Below are 19,230 nucleotides of genomic sequence, written 5' to 3' on the forward strand. Positions count from 1 at the left end.
TCGCCGATGCTCGAAACCTTGTTCCAGTCTGTGGCGGCGCTGACCGCTGTTGCGTTGGCGGTTTCCGTAGTCGCCTTGGGACGGGGCAATCGGGCGATTCGCTTCCTAGTTGATGCGGTCGGCTCGGATGCGTCCACGGACGTTTTTGTGAGCGTCATTGTCGCTGCCCGCAACGAAGCCGACACCATCGAACCAGCGTTGCGGTCATTGGCGGCGCAAGACCATCCGGCGCTTGAAATCATCGTCGTCAACGACCGCTCAACGGACGCCACTAGTGATGTTCTGGCGCGGCTTCAGCAGGAATATCCGTCCCTCAAGGTCATTACCGTCCCCGAACTGCCACCGGGTTGGCTGGGGAAAAATCATGCGCACTGGATCGGGGCGCAGGCGGCGCAGGGTGAGTTTTTGCTGTTTACCGACGCCGACATCGTAATGCATCCCAGCGCCGTGCGGCGCGCGACGGCGTTCGCCGTGGCGGAGCGGCTCGACCATCTGGCGATGGGACCCGAAGTGCATATGCCGGGCGCATTGCTGACGGCGTTCCTTGGCACGTTCACCATGTGTTTTGCGATGTTCATTCGTCCGTGGCGGGCGCGCGATCCACGCAGTCCAGCTTTTGTCGGCGTTGGCGCTTTCAATCTTGTACGCCGCGCCGCTTATGAACGCGCCGGGACGCACGCCGCCATCCGTATGCGCCCGGACGACGACATCAAGCTCGGCAAAATCATCAAGCGCGCCGGCGGACGGCAGGAGTTGGTTGCGGGAAAACACCTGCTGTCGGTGGTGTGGTATCGCTCGGTGGGTGAACTAATTCGCGGGCTAGAAAAAAACGCCTTCGCCGGGATGGACTACAACTTGGCTCTGGCGGCGGTCGGCCCGCTCACGTTGTTTGTTTTGTTTGTGTGGCCCTACCTCGCCTTAGCGTTGACCACTGGTTGGCTCTGGTGGCTCAACCTCCTGAACGCGGCGCTGGGGTTGGTGCTGTACGCCGACAACTCGCTGCGGCACGGCGTCAAGTGGCGGCACGTTCCGCTGTTCCCCGTCACAGTGGTGTTACTGATCTTCATTGTCTGGAACGCCGTGCTGCGGACGCTGGTGAGGCGGGGGATTACGTGGCGCGGGACGCATTACCCACTGGCGGAACTCAAAGCCAATCGGGTGTAGGCGGCGGCCACAAGCAGCGCCGCGCCCCGCCGGTGTTTGCGCCAAACGCCACCCTGTGCTACAGACGACTTGGTAACTTTGATTCCCGTCTTCTTCACGCACGCCGTCCGTGATTCGTCCGCGCCGGATTGACACTCACCCGCAGATTCGGAGTACGACCGTCCTTGCGGTACGCCGCGAAGGCAAGGTCGTGATGGCGGCCGACGGCCAAGTGACCATGGGCGCGAACGTCGTCAAGGGCAACGCCCGCAAGATTCGCCGCCTGTACAACGACAAAATCCTTGCCGGGTTCGCCGGCGCCACGGCGGACGCTTTCTCGCTCTTCACCCGCTTTGAGGCCAAACTTGACCAGTACCACGGACAGCTTCAGCGGGCGGCCGTTGAACTCGCCAAAGACTGGCGCACCGACCGCATGCTGCGCCACCTCGAAGCTCTGCTGCTCGTGGCGGATGAAAAGGTGACGTTGCTGTTGTCGGGTACGGGCGATGTCATTGAGCCGGACACCGAATGCATGGCGATTGGGTCAGGCGGCCCCTACGCCGAAGCTGCCGCGCGCGCCCTGTTGGCGCACACCACGTTCTCCGCCCGCCAAGTCGCCGAAGAGGCGATGAAAATCGCCGCGCGGATTTGCATCTATACTAACGACGTCATCGTGTACGAAGAACTCGGCTGACCTCGGCGCGCAACCATCATGGCCCGGGAACACGACTTCATTGAACGACGCAAGGCCGACTGGCAACGGCTGGAGGCGCTGCTCGCCGCCGTCGGCCGGGGCGGGTTGCGCCGCCTGCGCCGCGAGGAAGTCCGCGAGTTCGGCCGGCTCTATCAGCGCGCCGCCGCCGATCTGGCGGTCGCCCGCCACGAAGTGCGCGACGCCCAGTTGATCAACTATCTCAACCATCTGGCGGTGCGCGCGCATGGAGCGATCTACCGCACGGAGAGCGGCGGTTGGCGCAAACTGTGGCGCTTTTACCGCTACGACGCGCCGGCGCTCTTTCGGACGTACCGGGGCTATGTGTTCGCGTCGTTTCTGGTGTTCGCCGGGTTTGCGCTCTTCGGCGGCTTGTTCGTCTGCTACGACGAGGCATTTGCGTCGGTCATTGGACTCTCCGGCGCGCTCGAAGAAATCAAGCGCGGGCGGAACTGGACGGCCGACATCAACGGCGAAAATCAACTCGTCGCTTCGCTCATCATGACGAACAACCTGCGCGTGGCGATGGGCGCGTTCGCGCTGGGGATCTTCGCCGGCCTCGGCACGTTTTACATTCTGGCGGTCAATGGCATGCACATCGGCGGGATTCTGGCGCTGGCGGTGAAATACAGCTTTACGCCGCTGCTCGTGTTTGTATGCGCGCACGGCGTCTTCGAGTTGACAGCGATCTTTATCGCCGGCGGGGCGGGCTTTTTAATGGGTGGCGCGCTCATTGCGCCCGGCGACCGGACGCGCGGCGAGGCATTGCTGGAACGCGGGATCGCCGCTGTCAAACTACTCTCGCTATGTTTTCCATTGCTGGTGGTCGCCGGCGTGATTGAGGCTTTCCTGTCGCCGGCGGAAACGCCAGGCGTCTATAAGGCGTCGGTAGCCGTGCTTTGCGCGGCGTTTCTGGTGATTTATCTTGGCGCAGCCGGAACATCGCCGCCGGCTTCACAACCCGCCGACCAACCCTCGCCGTCGGCCGCCGCTTTGAACGGACGCTTGTAGAGGACAAAGCTTATGAAGCAGATTCTTGAGGACATTGACGTTGAGCAAACCACGGCGCTGCTTGCCGAAATTATGGAGTGCGAGCTGGCCGGCGTGGTGTGCTACACGCACTTTGCCCTGATGGTGACGGGGCCGAACCGCATCCCCATCGTGGAATTCTTCAAAAAGCAGGCCGCCGAGTCGCTGGCGCATGCCCAGCAGGTGGGCGAAATCCTGACCGGTCTGGACGGTCACCCCAGCCTGCGCATCGCCGCCATTGAAGAAACGCACCGGCACAGCGTCCGCGACATTCTGGAAGAAAGCTTGGCGCATGAGCGCCGGGCGCTTGATCTTTACAAGAAGCTCTTGGCCGCCGTCGCCGACCGCAGTGTGTACATCGAAGAATTCGCCCGCACCATGATTGGGCAGGAAGAACTGCACTGCATCGAACTCAAGAAGATGCTGCGCGATTATGGTCAGTGACCACGGTTGCCGGACGGCGGCCGCGCCGGCGACTGACGCCGACCGGCCGCCGGAGGCGGACAAGCTCTACGATTTGCCGCGCTTGGTTGCGCAGCGCGCCGCCTGGCGTGAGGCCCGGCGGCGTGTCGTCTTCACCAACGGTTGCTTCGACTTACTGCATCCGGGCCACATCGCCTATCTGCGCCAAGCGCGGCGGTTGGGCGATGTCCTCATCGTGGCGCTCAACAGCGACCGTTCCATCCGTGAACTCAAAGGCCCGACCCGGCCTATCCTGACACAGGACGAACGCTGCCAAGTCCTAGCTGCGCTCGCCATGGTGGACGCCGTGACGGTTTTCGACGCCCCGACGCCGCTGGCCGTCATCGAAAGCCTGCTGCCGGATGTGCTTGTCAAGGGCGGCGATTGGCCGGTGGAGCGCATCGTCGGGCGCGAGGTGGTGGAAGCTCACGGCGGTGCGGTATATTCGCTGCCGTTCGTGCCGGGCGTTTCGACCACCGATATCATTCGGCGCATTCTCACCCGCGCCGCCGCCATGCCGGCCGCAACGCCAAATCTGCCGTGTCAACCGTAACGTCGCAACTCGTTTTTCCGCCGCCGTTCGGTGATTTAGCCCGTTCTCCTGAAGGCGCACGCCTGTTTCAACAACTCCGGTCGGTGGAAGCCGTCGGCGTCATCTCCGGTGTGACGGGCAGCGCCCGCGCGCTCATACCGGCGTTGCTGCACGCCGTGACGGGGCAGCCAGTGGCGTTTGTCGTCCCGACGCCCCAGGATGTCGAGCGCCTTGAGGCGGATGTCCGCTACTTTGTCCGTCTAACGCTGGGTTTGGAGGCGCAGGCGAACGACGGCGTTCAGGTCTTCCCGGTCGTGGAAGGCGGCCCGTACTGCGCAACGCCGCCCCATCCCGACGTACTTGAAGCCCGCGCCCTGTGCCTGACGCGCCTGCTCGAAGGCGACGGCCGCGTGACGCTGATTCCGGCGCGGGCGCTGGTGGAAAAACTGCCGCCGCCGCGTACCTTGACCGTCGGCAGCGTCACGTTGGACGTGGGTGAAGAGTACCCGCTTGACGAGCTGCTCAAGCTGCTGGCCGGAACCGGCTACGTCCGGCGCGAGCCGGTGACGGCGCTGGGCGAGTACAGCTTGCGGGGCGGCATTCTGGACATCTACTCGCCGGCGCATGACAACCCGGTGCGGTTGGAGTTCTTTGGCGACACGCTCGAATCTATCCGGGAATTCGACATCGAAACCCAGCGTTCGGTCGGCCGGCGCGCAAGCTGCCGCGTCCTCCCGTTGCGCGAGTTCACCACGCTGCCGGAGGGACTCCGTGCCTGGGCGGCGCGCGCCCGTGAACACTGGACGGACGCCCGCTTCGCTGACGAATTGCGCCCGCGTCTTGCACTGGCCGAGCGCGGGGAACTGTTTGAGGGCTGGGAAACGCTGCTGCCGCTGGCGCATCCGCTGACTGGTAGCCTCTTTGACTACCTCGGCGCGGCGCGGTTCGTGGTGGATGAACCGACGGCGGTGGAGCGGACGCTGGAAAGTTACCTCCGGCGGCTGCACGAGCAGTTTTCAGCCGCCGACGAGGGTGGCGAACTGGTGCTGCCGCCGGAACACTTCGTGCTGGACGCCGCCGCCCTCCGAACGGCGTTGGCGACCCGCCCGCGCCTTGAACTGCGGTCGCTGGGTGTGACGGCCGACCAGACGGACGCCGGATTCATCGGCGAACTAGATGTGTGTGGCGCAGCCGCCAACGGCGTCCCGGCGTCTTCTGCGCCGCTTTTCCTGTTTCCACCGTCCAAGAGCCACGTTGAAGTTGAGCTGTCTACGCCGTCCATGCGGCGGTTTCACGGCCGCCTGTCGCAGTTGGTCGCAGAGCTGCGTGAACTGCGGCGACGCGGGGTGACGACGCTGTTTGTGATGCCCTCGCTGGGTGTCGCCGAGCGCGTCCGCGATATTCTGCGCGAGTACGACATTGCAGCGGGCTTTTACCCCGACCTGCCCACGTTGCGCCAAGCGGTTTCTGAAACAACCCGCGCCAGTTGCTTTGTGACGGTAGGTGGTTTGCTCAACGGATTCCGCTTCCCGGCCGCGCAGCTGGCGTTCATTGTCGAGCGCGAGTTGTTCGACGAAGCACCGTCGGTGGAGGAAGTGCGCCTTACGCCCGTCGGCGGCGGGAAACGCAAGGTCTCCATCAGCAGCTTTCTGTCAGACTTCCGTGACCTAAAAGTCGGCGACTTTGTCGTTCACGTCAATCACGGCATTGGACGGTTTCTAGGACTTCAGCAGGTGCAGGTGGATCACCGGACGCCACCTTGCGAGGTGATGGTCATCGAGTACGCCGACCGGCAAACGCTGTCTGTCCCGGTTGAGCGGCTTGATCTCGTGCAAAAGTTTGCGAGCGCGGAAGCCAGTCCGCCGCGCCTTGATAAACTGGGTGGCGCAGCGTGGGCGAAAACCAAGGCTCGCGCCAAGCGCGCCATGCGCGACATGACTGAGGAGTTGCTCCGGCTATACGCCGAGCGGCAACTGGTGCAGGGTATCCCCTGCGGCCCTGATACACCGTGGCAGCAGGAGTTTGAGGACGCTTTCCCTTATGAACTCACCCCCGACCAGGCGACGGCGCTGGCCGACATCAAGCGCGATCTGGAATCCCCGACGCCGATGGATCGCCTGTTGTGCGGCGACGTTGGTTTCGGTAAGACCGAAGTGGCGATGCGGGCGGCGTTCAAGGTCGTGATGGAAAATCGGCAGGTCGCCGTCCTTGCGCCGACGACGGTGCTGGCCTTCCAGCATGCTAAGACGTTTCGTGAACGTTTCGCCTCGTTTCCAGTAACGATTGAGATGGCGTCCCGTTTTCGGACGGCAAAGGAAATCAAAGACGTGTTGGAGCGAACGGCGCGCGGCGAGGTGGACATCCTCATCGGAACACACCGACTACTGTCGAAGGACGTAACGTTCAAAAACTTGGGCCTTGTCATCATTGACGAGGAACAGCGGTTCGGCGTTGCGCACAAAGAAAAACTCAAGCAACTCCGACGGAAGGTGGATGTCCTGACGCTGTCAGCGACGCCCATCCCCCGGACGCTCAATCTGGCCCTTGCTGGACTGCGCGACATGTCGGTGATTGAAACGCCGCCGCGCGACCGATTGCCTATCCATACGGTCGTGGCGCAGTTTTCCGAAAATGTCATCCGCAGCGCACTAGAAACCGAACTGGCGCGGGGCGGGCAGGTGTTTTTCGTTCACAACCGGGTCGAAAGCATTTACACCATCGCCGAACTGGTGCAGCGGCTTGTTCCGCAGGCGCGCATCGGCGTCGGCCACGGACAGATGAGCGAAAAAGACCTCGAAGCGGTCATGATGCGCTTCGTCAACCACGAACTGGACGTACTTGTCTCAACGACGATTATCGAAAACGGCATTGATATTCCACTAGCCAACACCATCATTATCAACCACGCCGACCACTACGGACTAGCGCAGCTTTACCAGTTGCGCGGGCGCGTTGGGCGGTCGAACCGGCGCGCGTTCGCCTACCTGCTTATTCCGCCGGAGGCCGAGCTGTCGAGCGTCGCCCGGCAGCGATTGGCTGCGATTCGGGAGTTTTCCGATCTAGGGTCGGGTTTTCGCATTGCGGCGCTCGATTTAGAACTGCGCGGCGCAGGCAACCTGCTGGGCGGGCAACAGTCGGGACACTTGGACAGCATCGGCTTTGATCTCTACTGCCGTTTGCTGGAGGAAACCGTCCGCGAGCTGCGTGGCTTGCCCATCGAAGACGACATCCAGACCAGCGTCAACCTACGGATGGATATCCGGCTGCCGGAGGATTACATCAGTGATGTTGGGCAGCGGCTGCGAACCTACAAGCGGATTGCATCCGCCGCCGACGAAGCGGCGTTAGAGGCGTTGGGACAGGAACTCGATGACCGTTACGGCCCGCGTCCACCGCAGGTCTTGGCGCTCTTCGGCTACACGCGCCTACGGCGCGCAGCGGCGGCGTTGGGCGTCTTGTCGATTGACTGGGACGGGAGTACGCTCAGCCTTAAGTTCACCGACAAGCCGCGCATAGATGTGGCGGTGCTGACCCAGTTGGTAGCGGAAACGCCCGGCGCGCGGCTAACAGGCGCGCAGACATTGCGGCTGCCGTTGGCTGAGACTGAACCGGAGGCGCTCTTCGCCGCGATTCATCGGCTACTGGCGCAACTGACGCCGCCGCCAAACGCGGCCTCGCCGTCTGATGAAACTTGCCCTAGATTCCGGCATGAACATTGACCTGAATGCCTAAGCGGACAACGCACGTATGAGCCATCAACTCCTTCCGACTCGGATCGCCGACTCCGGCGACCGGTTACCCCACGAGGCGATACGCCGCCGGATGGTGCGTGTATGAAAGTTCTTGTCTTAGGCGGTGGCGGACGCGAATCCGCTATGGTCTGGAAAATCCTTCAATCAGCGCGCGTGGAGCAGGTCTATTGCGTTCCGGGGAACGCCGGCATCGCGCGGATGGCGACCTGCCTTGATCTGGATTTGAAAAAACCCGACAAGCTGGCGGCGGTCGCCAAAGAGCTTGGCGTGAACCTGACGGTGTGCGGCCCCGAACAGCCGTTGGTCATGGGTGTAGCCGACGCCTTCACGCGGTTGGGGTTGCGTTTTGTCGGGCCGTCGCGGGCAGCTGCGGCGCTGGAAGGCAGCAAGGTCTTTGCTAAGGAGTTCATGTCACGTCATCACATTCCGACGGCGACCTTCGCCGTGTGCGAAACGGTGGAAGAGGCGGAGGACATTTTTGACTCCAACCTGCTCGACGGTTTTCCAGTGGTGGTCAAAGCCGACGGCTTGGCAGGCGGCAAGGGCGTGTTTATTGCCGGAGACCGGGAACAGGCGCTGGCGGTCATTCACGACCTGCTAGTGGAACGCAAACTAGGTGAAGCCGGACGGCGCATTGTCTTAGAAGAATGCCTGACGGGTGTGGAAACCTCGTTTCTGGTGCTCACGGATGGCAAGACCATGACGCCGCTAGCGCCAGCGCGCGATTACAAGCGTTTAGGCGACGGCGACGTAGGGCCAAACACCGGTGGGATGGGCGCGTATTCCAGCCCAGATTTACTGGACCCCGGCCTGCAACGAAAAATTTTGCGCCAGATCGTCCAGCCGACGCTGACGGGGCTACAGTCGGAGGGAATGACCTTCAAAGGGGTACTTTACGTTGGGTTGATGCTGACCGAACAGGGGCCGAAGGTCTTGGAATACAACGCTCGGCTGGGTGATCCCGAGGCGCAGGTCATTCTCCCGCGTCTGAAAACATCCTTTGTGGATGTCCTGTCGGCGATCGCCGATGGGACACTCGACACGTTGGAACTCAAGTGGTCGGATGAGGCGGCGGTTTGCGTCGTATTGGCTTCAGAAGGCTATCCCGAAACCAGTGCAACTGGGCACGTCATCTCCGGCGTCGAAAAGGCCGAACTGCACCCTGGCGTTTTGCTCTTTCACGCCGGAACAAAGCGCGACGAGGCCGGACAACTGGTAACAAACGGCGGGCGCGTTCTTGGCGTTACAGCATTGGGGGACACGCTGGCGCAGGCGCGGCAGCGCGCCTACGCGGCGGCGGCGGAGATTACTTTTCAAGGGAAGCAGTACCGTACGGACATCGCCGCCCCACAGCCGGCGGCTTGAAAGCACGCAATTGGTGAGGCTTGCACTCGGAAGACGGCGATTGAGGAACATAGTAAACCGCCGGTGAACTCAGGCCGGCGACTGGCGACGTTGCCCTCTGCGCCGTCCTCGCTGGGCCTTGTCCCTGTCAGGACCTGGGTTGTCAAGCGCCGGAGCCGGTGCAGCCTTATCGTCCAAGGTGACGGCGGAAAAATTCCGGTAGGCGGATGTGGTGCTCCCGAATTGCGGCGCGGTAGCATCGCGCGTGCGTCGCACGCTCGATCAGCCAAAGGTCCTTTTCCTTGGCATTGACTAGCGCCTCAAAGATCGCCTGGGAGTGGTGTGGGCGTACAAAGTCGTCGGCCAAGCCATGGACAAGCTGTACCGGACAGGTGATTTTAGCGGCGACGGCCAGCGGGTTGACATCAGCGACTGAAAAATTGCCGCGATAGTTGGCGATGAGTTCCGCCAACCAAGTCGTCGGCGCTAGCGCCGTTGCGGGAACGGGCAACAAATCGGCGATGTACTCGCGTGAGATCTTTTGCAACGAAGAAAACGGACTTTCCGCCCAGACCGCTGCAACGCGCGGGTCGCGGGCGGCCGTTAGCAGGGCAATCGCCGCGCCCATTGAAATGCCCACCAGTCCGAACCGTTGATCGCGCAGGCGAAACTTCTTCGAGATATGGTCAAGCGCTGCGCTGACATCCCGTACCTCGTGGTAGCCGTAGGTCACAAACCGTCCGCCGCTGTGCCCGTGGGCCCGTCCATCATACAGAAACACATTAAAGCCAGCCGTGTAGAGGATGACACCGAACCGAATCAGGCTTGTCCGGTTACCGGTAACACCGTGCAGGCCGACGACGGTCGGTCGCCACCAGCCGCGATCCAGAAACCAGCCGGTGAGTTTTGTCCCGTCGTAGGAAGTAAACTGCGTCTCACGGTACGAAATCCGCTTCGCCCAGAGGTAGTCCCGCAAACGCATGCTCTCTAGATGACGGCGGCGTTTGGGCCGCGGTGAAACCAAAAGCGTCGAAAGCGGGATGGCGATGGCGGCGGAGGCGAGAATGTAGCCGGCGGCGACGCCGATAGCCGCTATGCCGACACGGCGCAGCCAGCGTTTCCAGCTAGGTTGTGGGGTTTGGTTTTCGGTCGGCGGCATCGGCCTCAAGGCGGCTGCGCAGGGCGTTTTTGCGCCGCCCACCCACTGCTATCTTTGCGTGTACGCTAACTGAAAGACAAGTGTGGTGAGACGGAGGGGTGGAGGAAGGCGGCGACTTTTCGAGCGTTGTTCTTCGACCACCCTGCTGGAGAAAACTTCGGAACTTTCCTTGCGCATAGCGTGCTATAGTCGTGAGCCGACGACTCGGTTGGTATGTGTTGTTTGATCCATGCCTGAGTTTACCTGCCGATTAGGGACGCCCAGCGGCGATGTTGTGACACGCATTGTCGAAGCGGAGGGCGTTGACGAGTTGCGCCGACGCCTGCAAAGCGAGGGCTTTCGCGTCTTCGCCATCGAACGCTCGATGCGCCACGCTCTACGGCAATCCGTGTTCGGCGGCGTCAAGGTCAACCCGCAGGCGTTTCTTCTTTACAATCAGCAGTTGGCGACCCTCCTGCGCGCTGGACTACCGCTGCTGCAAGTGCTGAACATCCTCATCCGCCGTCAGCCGCCGGGCGCATTCCGAACCGTTTTGGAAGATGTGGAACGGCGCATCACGCGCGGCGGCTCGCTCTCAGAGGCGTACGCCGAACACCCCGACGTGTTTCCCCGGCTGCTGACGGCGTCGGTGCTGGCCGGTGAACGCTCCGGCGAGTTGGACACTGTCTTGGCGCGCTACGTCAATCACGCTAAGGCGACCGCCGAAATTCGGCGCAAACTCATCAAAACACTGACATATCCGGTCATCCTCATCATCGCGTCCATCGCCCTTGTCCTCCTGCTCACCACCTATGTCATCCCCAGATTCGCCACCCTGTACGAATCGTCCAACAGTGAACTACCGTTGGTGACGGTGTACGTCGTCGCGGCGTCGAAGACGGTCGAAAACAACATTGCGTGGCTGGGGCCGACATTGGCGGCTGCAATGGTCGGCTTCTTTGTCTGGCGACGTACGCCGCGCGGACGTGAGATTCTGGACGGCTTGCTGCTCAAGTTGCCGGTCGTCGGCGACATCATCCGGCAATCCACGACGGCGCGGTTTTGCCGCAGCGCGGCGACCTTGCTCAACGGTGGGCTGCCCTTGCTGGAATCGCTTGACATCGCCGCCGAAGTCATCGGCAACCGGCGCATCGCCCGAACGATGCCGGACGTGGTGCGCGGCATTCAGGAAGGCCAAACCCTTGTGGAAACGCTCGAACGCGCTGGTTGGATGCCAGCCCTGGCGACTGACATGATCGGCGTCGGCGAGAAATCTGGGTCATTGGCGACGATGATGGACGAAGTGGCGCAGTTTTATGAAGCCGAATTAGATGTGAAAATCGCCTCACTCACGGCACTGATTGAGCCGATCGTGCTGGGCTTTATGGGGACGATCGTGCTGATTGTGGTTATGGCGCTTTACTTGCCAATTCTGAGCTTTGTGACGGAAAGCGCCGCACGACACTGAACTTGGCAGTTTGTCTTTGAACCACCATGTCTTTCGAAATGAAAGCCGATTTGCCTTCGATGTTGCCGTCGGCGGAGGAAACCGACCACGAACTAGCCGCCGCGCGTGAGTTAGCGCGACGCTACCGACTGGAGTTTGTAGACCTCACCACCGCTGCGCTCGACTATGAACTCATTCATAGCCACCCGGTGGATTTGATGACCCGCTTCAAGTTCATCCCTCTGCGGCGGGAAAACGGACGGCTCTTCGTCGCCATGGCCGATCCGACCAATCTCGACGCGCTGGATGAACTGTCAGCGCAGTTGAAAGTGCGCATCAAGCCCGCCGTCGCCACTCGCTCCGCTATTGAAAACGCGCTGCGGCGTGGCGACTCCGCCCAGCGCGTTCTGCAAGACACCACCGAGTCCTTCCGCATCAAACTGGTCAAAGAAACTGAGCAGGGCGAACAAGACCTTGACCTCGATCGCCTCACCGACGAGACCGCCCCGGTCATCAAGCTGGTAGATACCATTATTCTGACGGCGCTTGAACGGCGCGTGTCCGACATTCACATCGAGGCCTACGAGTCGGAAGTTCACGTCAAGTACCGCATTGACGGCGCGCTCTATCCGGCGATGCCGCCGATTGACGCGAGCTATCATCAGATGCTCATTTCGCGCATCAAGGTCATGTCGGAACTCGACATCGCCGAACGGCGCACGCCGCAGGATGGGCGTTTCCGCGTCCGAGTTAAGGGCCGGACAATTGACTTTCGCGTGTCAATCATCCCGGCCGCGTTCGGCGAAAACTGCGTCATCCGCATTCTCGACAAAGAGCAAATCAACGAAGCGTTTCGGGAACTGACGCTCAACGTTGTCGGTTTCGACCCCAACGACCTAGCGCGCTTCCGCCGTTTCATTTCCGAACCGTACGGGATGGTGCTGGTGACGGGGCCGACCGGCTCCGGCAAAACGACGACGCTCTACGCCGCGCTGAACGAAATCGCCAACCCGGAAGATAAAATCATCACAATTGAAGACCCGGTGGAATACCAACTGCGCGGCATTATGCAGATTCCCGTCAACGAGAAGAAGGGACTGACGTTCGCCCGTGGTTTGCGCGCCATTCTGCGGCATGACCCGGATAAGATCATGGTCGGCGAAATCCGCGATACGGAAACCGCCCAAATCGCCATTAACGCCGCGCTGACCGGGCATTTGGTGTTTACGACTGTCCACGCTAACAACGTCATTGACGTTATCGGCCGATTCGTCAACATGGGCGTCGAAGTGTACAACTTCGTCAGTTCGCTCAACTGCGTGCTGGCACAGCGTCTGATTCGGCAGCTCTGCCCGCGCTGCAAGCGTCGGTATCAGCCGACGGATCGGGAACTGGAAGACGCCGGTCTCAATCCGAGCAAGTTTCGTGACCAAGTGTTTTACGAAGCAGTGGGTTGCCCGGAATGCAATGGGACAGGCTACCGGGGGCGTACCGCCATTCACGAGATGTTGGGCGTGACGGATCGCATCCGGGAACTCATTCTCGACCGCCGCCCCGGTTCGGAAATTCGCCGGGCGGCGCGTGAGGAGGGATTGGGTTCGTTGCGTGAATCGGCCTTGAAAAAAGTTTTTGCAGGGATTTCTACCCTGCGCGAAATCAACCGCGTGACGTTTGTTGAGTAGTGCTTTGTAAGCAAGTTCCTGATTTTCAAGAAAATAGCGCCGCTTGAGGTGAGCTTATGTCGCCATCAACGCTCAATGTTGCATCCCGCCTGCGCCGGACGGCGTCTTTAGGGCTATCCGTGACGCTGCTTGTGCTTTCTTTATCGCCGGCGGTCTGGGCCGGCAACGGGAAGAAGTACTTCAAGGAGGGCCTCAAGTATGAGGTCGTCAAACAGTGGGATAAAGCGGCCGAACTGTTTGCGCAAGCGCTTCAGGAAGAGCCGGCCAACGTCGAGTACCAGCTTCACCTCCAGCGAGCGCTCTTCAACGCTTCCGTGCTGTGCGCCGCACGCGCGCGGCAAATGGAGGAACAGGGCGACTACGAAGGCGCGTACCACGCTTACCGCGAAGCCTACCGCTATGATCAGACCAACGAAGTCGCCTTCGCCAAGATGAAGGAAATGCTCAAGAAGCAGGGCATTGAGGCGACACCAACGGGCGAACCGTCGCCTTACCAGCGAACAGCAGCGGAGATCGCTGAAGCTGAAACCCGCAAAGCCGCCGAACTGTCCGCCGCCCGTCAGCGGTACATGGGCCGCTGGCAGGGCTTCATCAACCAGCCCATTGAGACCATCATTCGGACGCTGTGCGACAAAATGCGGCTGAACGTCATCTTTGAGAGTACGACGTTACAGCAGATGGCTAACATGCGCTTTACGCTTGACATCAGGCAGGACATGACGGCCGGCAAGGCGCTGGAGTTGGTGCTGGACGCCAACGGCTTTCAATACTTCCGCGTGGATACCCGGACGATTCTCATTGTCAAGCGTGGTCTAGGGCAGTTTCCCAACGGCGGCTCGCTGGCGCAGAAATACGAGGATTCTCTCATCAAGCCGTTTTACATCAAAAACGCCAAGCTTGAGGATGTCAAACAAATGCTGACCCTGCTTGGGCCAGCCATGGCGCAGCAGGTTGTGTCCGTCCCGCAGTCGAACATGCTGCTGGTGCGTTCGTCGAGTGAGAATCTCAAGATCATCGAGCGCATGATCAACACGGTGGATCGGCCGCAAGCGGAAGTCGTCATGGATGTCAACATCTATGAGGTCACGCAACAGGAGGCACTCCAGCTCGGCAATCAGTTCCTCACACAGCCGCCGACCGTCTCCAGTTCAGACAGCGGAACAAGTGCGCGCCTGACCCCGCCGAGCGCGACTAACTTGGGCGGCATCGGGCAGGGGCCGCTGTTGCGTCCGGTCTCACCAGCCGGCGTGTTCAGTAACACACTGGGGTTTGGGCTTGGTTTACCGCCGTCAACCATTACGGCGCTCCAGAGCAAGGGGCTCGGACGGTTGATTTCACAGGTGCAAGTGCGCGCCTTTGAGGACAAGGAAGGCAAGGTCAACATCGGCCAGTCCGTCCCAATCCAGATCGGCAACCCGTTCCCGACTGTGCCGGGACAACCGAATCCGCCGGGGCAAATCTTCTTTCCCGGCTTCAATCAGGTGCAGTACCGCGATGTCGGCTTGAACATTTCGGTCAAGCCGCACATCACGGATGACATCGTGCAAATGGACATCGCCATTGAGACCTCAACCGTCCCACCGGACGCTGGCGGCAACAACCTAACGCCGACCATTTCCCAGCGGAAGGTGACTGGTGTGGCGCGCGTACGGGACGGCTACACGGCGCTGGCAGCGAGCGTTATGCGGGTGGATGACACCGACAGCCGGACGGGACTGCCAATCATTAGCTATATCCCCGTCATCGGACGGCTCTTCTCAACGCCATCGCGCAACAAGCAGGCGACGCACATTGTCATCACCATCACGCCCCATATCGTGCGCGGCGGCGCTATTACAGAAGAAGAACTCAAGACGGCGTTCGGCCCGCTGGATGTGTCGGTGGGCGTTGGCGGTCTGAGCTATGGACGATTCCTCACGATTGATGAAATCGTCGCTGAGGCCGACCGAGAGGAAATGCGCGAGGCCAATCAACTTCGAGAGTCGCCCGTTACCGTGCAGCCGACGGACAAACCGCTCGGCGCGCCGGCCGCCGCGCCAGTGAGCGGCGACAGCGGGCGCTTCACGATTAGCGCGCCAGCCGCCGTTGGAACGCCGCCCTCAGCTCCAGCGGCTGCGCCAAGCGTGCTGTCGCGCACTGAAGGGGGGAGCTTCGGTGGGACGATTCAAATGGAGCCAATACCGGAGTCGGGTACCGTCCAAGCCGGTGCCGGCCAGACGGGCGTCGTTAGCGCGACGAATACAACGCCGGTACCGTCCCAGTTCAACCCAAACGACCCGAACTCACCCGTGCCACCGCGTCCATCATCAGGCGGCCCTGTACGGTCGCTGCTGATGGTGTCACCGAGCCTCCGCCCAGTCGTTGGGCAGATGATTTCAGTGTCTGTGATCCTCAACAGTGAGGCGACCAACATCTCGGCGGCTTCCATCTTTCTGCACTACAACCAGACGGTGCTCAAACTGGTCGGCATTCGGGACGGCGGCGTGCTCTCGCCCGGTAGCTTCCAAACCGGCGACAACGGCGGGCAGGCGTTTGCGACGGCGCTGGTGTCATCGGGGATGACGGGTGGTCGCCCAGCCAATGGCCCGGTCGCCATTTTTGATTTTCAAGTCATTGCGCCCGGCAACGCGGATGTCCGGCTGGACGTACTTGACCTGCGCGGCTTGACGAATGAACTCATCCCGGTCATTCCCAGCCCAGCGCCGCCCGTTTTGGCGGGCGTTGCCCCGAACGGCAAACAATGACGGCGGAGAGCAACGGTAGGTTAGCGATGCGCAAACGATGGCTGATTGCCCGTATGGGCAATCAACGGCGGCGGAGTGAGCGACCATGCGAACGCTTTGACCAGCAGCGGTGCGCCGGTCTAAGCGAAGTCGGTTCTTCGCTGCTGGAGATGATCATTACGCTCGCCATCCTAGCTGTGTTGACTAGCGCCGCCTTGCCGCTGGCGCGGACGGCCGCCCGCAGCCGTCAAGAAGCCGAACTGCGACGGGCGCTGCGTGAAATCCGCTTTGCCATTGACCGTTACAAAGAGTTCCATGACCAAACCGGTGGGCAGCGCATTCCTGTCGAACTCCGGACGACCAGCGGCTATCCAAAGAAGTTGGAAGTGTTGTATGAGGGCTTTGTCCCGGCAGGGAATGTGGACGGCAAGAAAATCTTTTTCCTCCGCCGCCTGCCGATTGATCCGATGACCGGCAAGGCTGACTGGCAAACACGTAGTTCGACAGGTGACCCTGATTCGGCGTTGTCCTCCGGCGATGATGTGTTTGATGTCCGGTCGCGCTCGACGGCGACGGCTTTAGATGGAACTCGCTACAACGAATGGTAACGAGGTGAAAATGTTGCGTGCGGCACGAAAAAACCGTGGTTTTACCCTGCTGGAACTCGTCATGGTGATGACCATCATGATGATTCTTCTCACGGTCAGCATTCCCATCTACCGTACCTTGTTGCTGCGGGCGCGCGAAACCGTTCTCCGCGACAACCTTTTCAAGATGCGCGACGCCATCAATCGCTACAGCTACGACAAGAACCGTGCGCCGGAAACGCTCAAAGACCTCGAACGAGCCAAGTACCTGCGCGAAATTCCGATTGATCCCATCACGCAGAGCCGTGATACCTGGGTGGTGCGGCTGGAGGATGAGCCGGTCGTTCCTTCCGCGCCGCGTGGGATTGTGGATGTCTTCAGCGGCGCGGAAGGCGTCGGCAGCGACGGCGTTCCCTACAGCGAGTGGTAAGCCACGGCCTTTCAGCGACTAACTCCCAAACAAACAATGAGTATTTTTGAACGCATCCGCCGATATTTGCTGGAGCCGTCCCTTTCGCGTGCCTTCTGCGCGCTGACGGCCGAGGGCGTCGTCGTGTTTGACCGACGCAGTCGGCGGTCAGTGTTTCGTCCTTGGACAGAAGCCGCCTTTCAGCCGGGGTTGGACACCGAGAACGTTCGTCGCCCAGAGATTTTTGCGGAGGTGTTGCGCGAGGCGGTGCAAGCGGTTGGCCTTGCCGGCGAGCGACGATGGTCGGTGCTCGCGCCGGGTGCGACAGCGCGGATGCATGTTGTGACGCTGGACGCCGCCATCCCGTGGCAGGATACGCCGGAGGTGCTGCTGTGGAAAGCCGAGCGGCTAACCGGGCTGGACTCGTCCGAGGTGTGGATGACAACAGTGGAGCTGAGCCGAACGGTCACTGGTGAAAGACGCTTCCTAATGGCTGTGATGAGCCGACGGGTGGCGCTTGACCTACAGGCACAGCTACGACGGCTCAACTGGCGACCGGGGTTGCTGCTCCCGAACTTGATTTGTGAAGCCCTGTGGCTGCGACGCGCCACCGGCTGCTCCGACCAGATGTTGATCAGGGTTGAAGAAGATACCCTAGCGGTGATGCTGCTCCGAGAAGGCGCTCCGGTGGCGATCCGTATGCTACCGCTGGCCGGCGAAGCGCCGGCAGAGCAGTTGCTACGGTTATTGCTGTTCTTTCGTGAACACGCGGCGGAGTCAGGTCTGCCTGTCGAGGCCGGGCCGCTCAGCTTTGAGGTTCTAGCAGTCAATACGCCGTTGGAGGCAGTGGAAATCGAACAGTGCGTGGCGGAAACCTTCGGCGCAACGCCGCGCCTGATTGAGCCGCGTCAGCTTGGTTTTGCGTCCCCGACGGAATTTTCCCGACTTGCCGGCGTCGTCGGATTGGCTTTGGCGACCGCCTGACGCCGGAGGTGAGCGTGCCCGTGGTCGTTGTGCAACCTGCGCCGGAGGCTGTTGTTCAGACATTGTGGGAGACGCCGCTGGTTGAGCGGCTGAGAACCTATTTTGCCGCAACCGCCGATGCTGTCACGCGCGAGCACATTGCCCTCACAGAGATTCCAGCGCCGCCGTTTCACGAGGCCAAGCGCGCCGAGTTTCTGGCGGAGCGCCTACGTGAGAGTGGTTTACCAACGGTGCGCAGGGATGCTGAGGGAAACGTCATAGGGTGTCTGCCTGGCACAGACCCTGCACAACCACCAATGGTTTTGGCGGCGCACCTCGACACGGTTTTTCCGCCAGAAACAGATGTGACGGTACGCTTTCAGGGTAAACGTCTTTGCGCGCCGGGGATCGCCGACAACGCTTGTGGGTTAGCCGGGTTGCTGGCGTTGGCGCGGGCCTTTGTCCGTCACGATGTCCAGCTGGCTGGGTCAGTGTGGTTTGTCGGCACGGTCGGCGAAGAAGGGCCGGGAAATCTGCGTGGCGTGCGCGCGCTGGTGAATGAGTCGCCGCACATGTGCTGCTTCATTGCGCTTGACGGCCCTGGCATCGAACGCATCACCTGTCGCGCAATTGGCGCGCGCCGCTTCCGGGTGACGTTCGGCGGCCCCGGCGGGCACTCGTGGGCGAACTTTGGCACGGTAAATCCAATCCATGCGCTGGGGGAGTTCGTCCATCTGGTGCGCCGGTTTTCACTGCGGCGTGGAATGACGTGCACTGTGGCGTCTGTTGACGGCGGCGGCGTCATCAACGCCATTCCAACTGAAGCCCATGCCGATCTGGACTGTCGAGCGTACACGGACGCCGATCTTGAGCAGCTAGAAACCGAAGTGCGCTTGGCGGCTGTTCAGGCGCAGCAAGCGGAGATGGAAGCGGCGACGCAATGCAGTCGGCTGACAGCGACGGTACAGCGGTTGGGCGACCGGCCGGCCGGCGAAACGCCGCGGACGACAATGTTGGTGCGCTGCGCCGTCGCCGCCACTCGGCTGTGCGGTCGGCGGCCCGTGCTGGATAGCGGCTCAACGGACGCCAACGTACCGATGGCGCGCGGCATTCCGGCGATTGCCATTGGCGCGGGCGGCGCGTATGGGGGCTGTCACACGCTGGAGGAGTGGTATGAACCAGTCGGGCGACCGCAGGCGCTCACCCGCGCGGCGCTGTTGCTGCTTGCTCTTGATCAGGCGGCAAACCAACCGGCGGAATGAAGGTTTTGCGTGGAGTGATGAAGCGGCGCGGCGACGGTGGTTGCC

The 19,230-nt window shown here is 61.4% G+C and carries 15 protein-coding genes; 14 read left to right on the forward strand and 1 reads right to left on the reverse strand.

Going from position 1 to position 19,230, the window contains the following annotated elements; genetic code table 11:
- The first annotated feature begins 6 nt into the window (after window positions 1-6).
- The 7 genes from NZ585_11690 to purD all read left to right on the forward strand — a co-directional run bounded on the left by NZ585_11690 (window position 7) and on the right by purD (window position 8,995).
- Window positions 7-1,164, forward strand: a complete 1,158-nt coding sequence (locus NZ585_11690; GenBank protein ID MCS7080690.1) for a glycosyltransferase family 2 protein — start codon at window positions 7-9, stop codon at window positions 1,162-1,164.
- A 145-nt stretch (window positions 1,165-1,309) separates the two neighbouring features.
- Window positions 1,310-1,837 carry an ATP-dependent protease subunit HslV gene (gene hslV, locus NZ585_11695; protein MCS7080691.1) on the forward strand — a complete coding sequence of 176 codons (528 nt, stop codon included), beginning with the start codon at window positions 1,310-1,312 and terminating at the stop codon, window positions 1,835-1,837.
- Window positions 1,838-1,855: 18 nt separating this feature from the next.
- Complete coding sequence (locus NZ585_11700) at window positions 1,856-2,866, forward strand: stage II sporulation protein M (GenBank protein ID MCS7080692.1); 1,011 nt, start codon at window positions 1,856-1,858, stop codon at window positions 2,864-2,866.
- Window positions 2,867-2,878: 12 nt separating this feature from the next.
- Window positions 2,879-3,328 carry a ferritin-like domain-containing protein gene (locus NZ585_11705; GenBank protein ID MCS7080693.1) on the forward strand — a complete coding sequence of 150 codons (450 nt, stop codon included), beginning with the start codon at window positions 2,879-2,881 and terminating at the stop codon, window positions 3,326-3,328.
- Window positions 3,318-3,899, forward strand: a complete 582-nt coding sequence (gene rfaE2, locus NZ585_11710) for a D-glycero-beta-D-manno-heptose 1-phosphate adenylyltransferase (GenBank protein ID MCS7080694.1) — start codon at window positions 3,318-3,320, stop codon at window positions 3,897-3,899. The genes NZ585_11705 and rfaE2 overlap by 11 nt, the downstream gene beginning before the upstream one ends.
- Entirely contained in the window at window positions 3,887-7,597 is a 3,711-nt protein-coding gene (gene mfd, locus NZ585_11715) for a transcription-repair coupling factor (protein MCS7080695.1), read from the forward strand. Before rfaE2 ends, mfd begins: the two co-directional genes overlap by 13 nt.
- 114 nt (window positions 7,598-7,711) lie before the next feature.
- Entirely contained in the window at window positions 7,712-8,995 is a 1,284-nt protein-coding gene (gene purD, locus NZ585_11720; GenBank protein ID MCS7080696.1) for a phosphoribosylamine--glycine ligase, read from the forward strand.
- Between the two features lie 166 nt (window positions 8,996-9,161).
- Here purD and NZ585_11725 read toward each other — a convergent pair whose 3' ends face one another.
- Complete coding sequence (locus tag NZ585_11725; GenBank protein ID MCS7080697.1) at window positions 9,162-10,133, reverse strand: alpha/beta fold hydrolase; 972 nt, start codon at window positions 10,131-10,133, stop codon at window positions 9,162-9,164.
- A 229-nt stretch (window positions 10,134-10,362) separates the two neighbouring features.
- On the opposite strand from NZ585_11725, the gene NZ585_11730 reads away from it, so the two are divergent.
- Genes NZ585_11730 through NZ585_11760 form a run of 7 tightly spaced genes read left to right on the forward strand, consistent with a single transcriptional unit; the run spans window position 10,363 to window position 19,185 of the window.
- On the forward strand, window positions 10,363-11,580 hold the full coding sequence (locus tag NZ585_11730; GenBank protein ID MCS7080698.1) for a type II secretion system F family protein: 1,218 nt from the start codon (window positions 10,363-10,365) through the stop codon (window positions 11,578-11,580).
- Window positions 11,581-11,639: 59 nt separating this feature from the next.
- Window positions 11,640-13,241, forward strand: coding sequence for a GspE/PulE family protein (locus NZ585_11735; protein ID MCS7080699.1), 1,602 nt, complete (start codon window positions 11,640-11,642; stop codon window positions 13,239-13,241).
- Between the two features lie 56 nt (window positions 13,242-13,297).
- Window positions 13,298-15,985: a hypothetical protein gene (locus tag NZ585_11740; protein MCS7080700.1), complete on the forward strand. Its 2,688-nt coding sequence runs from the start codon at window positions 13,298-13,300 to the stop codon at window positions 15,983-15,985.
- 26 nt (window positions 15,986-16,011) lie between these two features.
- Window positions 16,012-16,572, forward strand: coding sequence for a type II secretion system GspH family protein (locus NZ585_11745; GenBank protein ID MCS7080701.1), 561 nt, complete (start codon window positions 16,012-16,014; stop codon window positions 16,570-16,572).
- A gap of 10 nt (window positions 16,573-16,582) precedes the next feature.
- Entirely contained in the window at window positions 16,583-16,981 is a 399-nt protein-coding gene (locus NZ585_11750; GenBank protein MCS7080702.1) for a type II secretion system GspH family protein, read from the forward strand.
- Between the two features lie 36 nt (window positions 16,982-17,017).
- On the forward strand, window positions 17,018-17,944 hold the full coding sequence (locus NZ585_11755) for a hypothetical protein (GenBank protein MCS7080703.1): 927 nt from the start codon (window positions 17,018-17,020) through the stop codon (window positions 17,942-17,944).
- 20 nt (window positions 17,945-17,964) lie between these two features.
- A complete protein-coding gene (locus tag NZ585_11760) occupies window positions 17,965-19,185 on the forward strand; it encodes a M20/M25/M40 family metallo-hydrolase (protein ID MCS7080704.1) in 1,221 nt (406 codons plus the stop codon).
- The last annotated feature ends 45 nt before the right edge of the window (window positions 19,186-19,230 follow it).

Source organism: Chloracidobacterium sp. (assembly GCA_025057975.1).
Lineage (GTDB): Bacteria > Acidobacteriota > Blastocatellia > Chloracidobacteriales > Chloracidobacteriaceae > Chloracidobacterium.

Bases quoted from the DNA above. Each gene is read 5' to 3' on its own strand.
- NZ585_11690 (MCS7080690.1), top strand. From the start codon at position 7: ATGCTCGAAACCTTGTTCCAGTCTGTGGCGGCGCTGACCGCTGTTGCG.
- NZ585_11700 (MCS7080692.1), top strand. From the start codon at position 1,856: ATGGCCCGGGAACACGACTTCATTGAACGACGCAAGGCCGACTGGCAA.
- NZ585_11705 (MCS7080693.1), top strand. From the start codon at position 2,879: ATGAAGCAGATTCTTGAGGACATTGACGTTGAGCAAACCACGGCGCTG.
- rfaE2 (MCS7080694.1), top strand. From the start codon at position 3,318: ATGGTCAGTGACCACGGTTGCCGGACGGCGGCCGCGCCGGCGACTGAC.
- purD (MCS7080696.1), top strand. From the start codon at position 7,712: ATGAAAGTTCTTGTCTTAGGCGGTGGCGGACGCGAATCCGCTATGGTC.
- NZ585_11725 (MCS7080697.1), bottom strand. From the start codon at position 10,133: ATGCCGCCGACCGAAAACCAAACCCCACAACCTAGCTGGAAACGCTGG.
- NZ585_11730 (MCS7080698.1), top strand. From the start codon at position 10,363: ATGCCTGAGTTTACCTGCCGATTAGGGACGCCCAGCGGCGATGTTGTG.
- NZ585_11735 (MCS7080699.1), top strand. From the start codon at position 11,640: ATGTTGCCGTCGGCGGAGGAAACCGACCACGAACTAGCCGCCGCGCGT.
- NZ585_11740 (MCS7080700.1), top strand. From the start codon at position 13,298: ATGTCGCCATCAACGCTCAATGTTGCATCCCGCCTGCGCCGGACGGCG.
- NZ585_11745 (MCS7080701.1), top strand. From the start codon at position 16,012: ATGCGCAAACGATGGCTGATTGCCCGTATGGGCAATCAACGGCGGCGG.
- NZ585_11750 (MCS7080702.1), top strand. From the start codon at position 16,583: ATGTTGCGTGCGGCACGAAAAAACCGTGGTTTTACCCTGCTGGAACTC.
- NZ585_11755 (MCS7080703.1), top strand. From the start codon at position 17,018: ATGAGTATTTTTGAACGCATCCGCCGATATTTGCTGGAGCCGTCCCTT.